Annotated in this window: 4 protein-coding genes; all 4 read left to right on the forward strand. The window is 76.4% G+C overall.

Annotation, left to right across the window (positions count from 1 at the left end):
* Positions 1-1454: ABC transporter substrate-binding protein (locus tag AB0N76_RS30990; RefSeq protein WP_363562776.1), on the forward strand; the 1454-nt coding region annotated here is incomplete at its 5' end.
* Positions 1451-2398: an ABC transporter permease gene (locus AB0N76_RS30995; RefSeq protein ID WP_363562778.1), complete on the forward strand. Its 948-nt coding sequence runs from the start codon at positions 1451-1453 to the stop codon at positions 2396-2398. The genes AB0N76_RS30990 and AB0N76_RS30995, both read left to right, overlap by 4 nt.
* Entirely contained in the window at positions 2395-3237 is an 843-nt protein-coding gene (locus tag AB0N76_RS31000) for an ABC transporter permease subunit (protein ID WP_363562780.1), read from the forward strand. The genes AB0N76_RS30995 and AB0N76_RS31000 overlap by 4 nt, the downstream gene beginning before the upstream one ends.
* The coding region (locus tag AB0N76_RS31005; RefSeq protein ID WP_363562782.1) for an ATP-binding cassette domain-containing protein at positions 3234-4140 on the forward strand (907 nt) is incomplete at its 3' end. The genes AB0N76_RS31000 and AB0N76_RS31005, both read left to right, overlap by 4 nt.

Below are 4140 nucleotides of genomic sequence, written 5' to 3' on the forward strand. Positions count from 1 at the left end.
CCGCCCCGGCCGCCGCCACCCCCCGGCGCGGCGGCCGGCTGCGCGCCCTCTTCGCCGGCGGCGGCGCCAACGAGACCCTCGATCCGCACCAGGTCAACCTGTTCGCCGACGCCGCCCGGGCCAAGGCGCTCTTCGACAAGCTCGCCGACTACGGCCCCGACCTCGCCGCCGTCCCCCGCCTCGCCGCCGGCTGGGAACCCAACGCCACCCTGGACGTCTGGACCGTCCGGCTGCGCGAGGCCGCCTTCCACGACGGCCGCCCGGTCACCGCCGCCGACGTCCTGTTCAGCTACCGCCGAATAGCCGACCCCAAGCGGGCGTTCCGCGCCCGCGCCTCGCTCGAACCGGTCGACCTCACCGCCAGCCGCGCCGTCGACCCGCGCACCGTCGAGTTCCGGCTCAAGCGCCCCTACGCCGAATTCCCCAACGTACTGGCCGCGTTCGGCGCCTACATCGTCCCGGACGGCGCCGAGGACTTCCGACAGCCGGTCGGCTCCGGCCCGTTCGCCTTCGTCTCCTTCAAGCCCGGTGTCTCACTGCTGGTCCGCCGCTTCGACGGCCACTGGGACGGCGCGCCGCACCTCGACGAACTGGAGCTCCTCGCCGCCGCCGAGGAGTCCGCCCGCGCCAACGCGCTGCTCGCCGGACAGGCCGAGTACGCCCACGAGTTGACCCCCGCCACCGCCCGCGCCCACGAGTCCGGCGGCCGGATCGGCATCGTCCGGCTGCGCAACAGCGCGATGCAGGGATTCGTGATGAAGACCGACCGGCCGCCCTTCGACGACGTCCGGGTCCGCCAGGCGTTCTTCCACCTCGTCGACCGGAAGGAGTTCGTCGACGGCGCGCTCTCCGGCGCCGGCGAGATCGGCAACGACCTGTTCGGCAAGGGCAGCCAGTACTACCCGGCCGGCCTGCCGCAGCGCACCCGGGACCTCGACCGGGCCCGCGCGCTGCTGCGCGAGGCCGGTGCCGAGGGCCTCAAGGTCACCCTCGACACCTCCCCGGTCGCAGCCGGACTGGTCGAGGCGGCCGGCATCCTCAAGGACCAGGCGGCCCGGGCCGGGATCACCGTGGAGGTGAAGGTCGGCAGCAAGGACACCTACTGGAAGGACATCCTGGACGGCGGCGTGCTCGCCTCCTTCCGCTCCGGCGCGATGCCGATCGAGTCCCACATCTCCCAGCGCCTGCTCTCCGACTCCACCACCAACGCCAGCCACTGGCGCCACCGCGACTTCGACGACCTCTACACCCAGGCCCAGTCGACCGCCGACCCGGCCGCCCGCACCGCCCTCTACGAGCGGATGCAGCGCCGGCTGTTCGAGGAGGGCGGACTGCTGGTCTGGGGCTTCGCCGACTGGATCGTCGGCACCGCCCCGCAGCTGCGCGGAGTCGCCGCCGACGCGCCCGCCAACACCCTGGACTGGGCCAGGTTCGACAAGGTCTGGCTGGCATGACGACGCCGCTGCGCGGCTGGGCCCGGCGCCGGCTGCTGCTCGGCGCCGGGCAGGTCGCGGCCGTCCCGGTGCTGGTCTTCGTCCTCACCGAGGCGCTGCCCGGCGACGCCGCCGTCACCATCGCGGGCGACGACCCCGACCCGGCCCGGATCGCCGCGATCCGCGCCGCGCTGCGGCTGGACCGCCCGGCCGTGGAGCGGTTCGCCGACTGGGCGGGGGAGTTGGCGCACGGCGAACTCGGCCGCTCGCTGGTCAGCGGCCGCCCGGTGGCCGGCTACCTCGCCGACGGCCTCGCCCCGACCCTGCTGCTGGCCTCGCTCACCCTCACCCTGCTCGTCCCGACGGCGGTCGGCCTCGGCATGCTCGCCGCCCGCCGCGAGGGCGGCGCCCTGGATCGCGCGATCAGCACGGTCACCCTCGGGGTCTACGCGGTACCGGAGTTCGCGCTCGGCGTGCTGCTCACGGCGGTCTTCGCGCTGCGGCTCGGCTGGCTCCCGCCGACCGCCGTCGGCGGGATCGGCGCGCAGCCGGCCGCGCTGGTGCTGCCGGTCGTGGTCCTGCTGGCCCGCCCGGTCTGCTCGATCGCCCGCCTGGTCCGGGCCGGCCTGGTCGACGCGATGGCCGCGCCGTACGCCGTCCACGCGCTGCGCTGCGGCGTCCCGCCCGCCCGGGTCCGCTGGACCCACGCCCTCCCCAACGCGCTCGGCCCGGCCACCCAGCAACTCGCCCGCACGGCCGACTGGTTGCTCTGCGGCGTGATCGTCGCCGAGGCGCTGTTCGTGATCCCCGGGCTCGGCACCGTCCTGCTGGACGCGGTCGCCGCCCGCGACGTGCCGGTGGTCCAGGGCCTGGCCGTGCTGTTCGGCACCGTGACCGTGCTGCTCAACCTCGCCGCCGACCTCGCCACCCGCCGGCTCGCCCCGCGAACGGAACTCGCCGTATGAGGCGGCGTCCCGGGCGGGGTCCCGGGAAGTACGCGCTGGGCCTCGCGCTGGTCGCCGTCCCGCTGCTGCTCGCCCTGTTCGGGCCGCTGCTGGCGGGCGAACCGGGGCCGCGCGGGGTGTCGTTCACCGCGGGCGGCGGGCACTGGCTGGGCACCGACTTCACCGGCCGCGACGTCTGGCGGCAGGTCCTGCTCGGCGGCCGCTCGGTGGTGCTGGTGGCCCTGGCCGCGACCGCCCTCGCGTACGCGCTGGCGCTGCCGCTCGCGCTGGGCGCCGCGCTCACCGGCCGGGCCTGGCTCCAGGAACTGCTGCTGCGGCCGCTGGACGTGCTGATCGCGGTCCCCTCGCTGCTGCTCGTCCTGCTGGTCGCCACCGCCCTGGAACCGGGCCCGGCCGGACTCGCCGTCCTGGTCGGGGTCGCGGCGGTGCCGGACGTCGCGCGGGTGGTGCACGCGGCGGCCGTCGAGGCGGCGTCCCGGCCGGTGGTGGAGGCGCTGCGGCTGCACGGCGAGTCGTGGTGGGCGATCGCCTTCGACCAGGTCGCCCGGACGGTCCGCCGCACCCTCGCCGCCGACGCCGGCACCCGCCTGGTCGGCGCCCTGTACCTGGTCGCGACGGCGGCCTTCCTCGGGGTGGGCGTGCAGCCCGACGCCGCCGACTGGGCGGTGATGGTCGACCGCAACCGGCCGGGACTCTTCCTCCAGCCCTGGGCGGTGGTCGTCCCGGCGCTGCTCGTCGCCGGGCTCTCGACCGGCACCAATCTGCTGTTCGACGCCGCCCTGCACCGGCCCGGCCGGGCGCCGGAGGCGGCGGACCTCGGGAAGGAGGACCGGCCGTGACCGGACCGGATCTGGTGACCGTGGACCGGCTGACGGTCCGGGTCGGCGCCCGCCCGCTGGTGGACGGGGTCTCCCTGCGGGTGCGGCCCGGCCGGGTGACGGCCCTGGTCGGACCGTCCGGCAGCGGCAAGACCACCACCGCGCACGCCCTGCTCGGCGGCTACCCGGACGGCGCGCGGGTGACCGGCACGGTCAGCGCCACCCACCGGGTCGGCCACGTGCCGCAGCACCCCGCCACCGTGCTCAACCCGGCCCGCCGCGTCGGCGTCCTGCTGCGCGACCTCGCCCGGGTCCACGGCGGCGGCCGGGAGGCGATCAGGCGAGCGCTGGTCGACGCCGAACTGGCGGACGTGAACGGCCTGTTGCGGCGCTTCCCGCACCAGCTCTCCGGCGGCCAGCAGCAACGCGTGGTCCTCGCCCAGGCACTGCTGACCGGCGCCCGGGTGATCGTCGCCGACGAACCCACCACCGGCCAGGACCCGCAGACCACCCGCCGCCTGACCACCCTGCTCGCCCGCCTGGTCGCCCGCGGCACCGGGCTGCTGCTGCTCAGCCACGCCCTGGAGGTGGTACGGGAGTTGGCCGACGAGGTGGTCGTCCTGGAAGCCGGCCGCGTCCTCCGCACCGGCCCACCGGCGGAGGTGCTGGGGGAGCCGGCGCCGCCGTCGCCGCGTACGGGTGAGGCGCACCCGCCGCTGCTCCGGTCCTCGGGCACGGGCCGGCCGTCCGAGGCTCCGGGGGAGGCCTCGTTGTTGCCGTGGCGGCCGGCCGGGGCCTCGGAGGAGAGCGCGCCACCGGCGACACGCGAGGGGGAGGCGCGTCTGCCGTTGCCCTCGCCCTCCGCTGCGGGCCGGCCACCCGAGGCGCCGAGGGTGGTAGCCCCGCCATTGCTTCCGCGTAGGG

Source organism: Kitasatospora sp. NPDC093806 (assembly GCF_040683335.1).
Lineage (GTDB): Bacteria > Actinomycetota > Actinomycetes > Streptomycetales > Streptomycetaceae > Kitasatospora.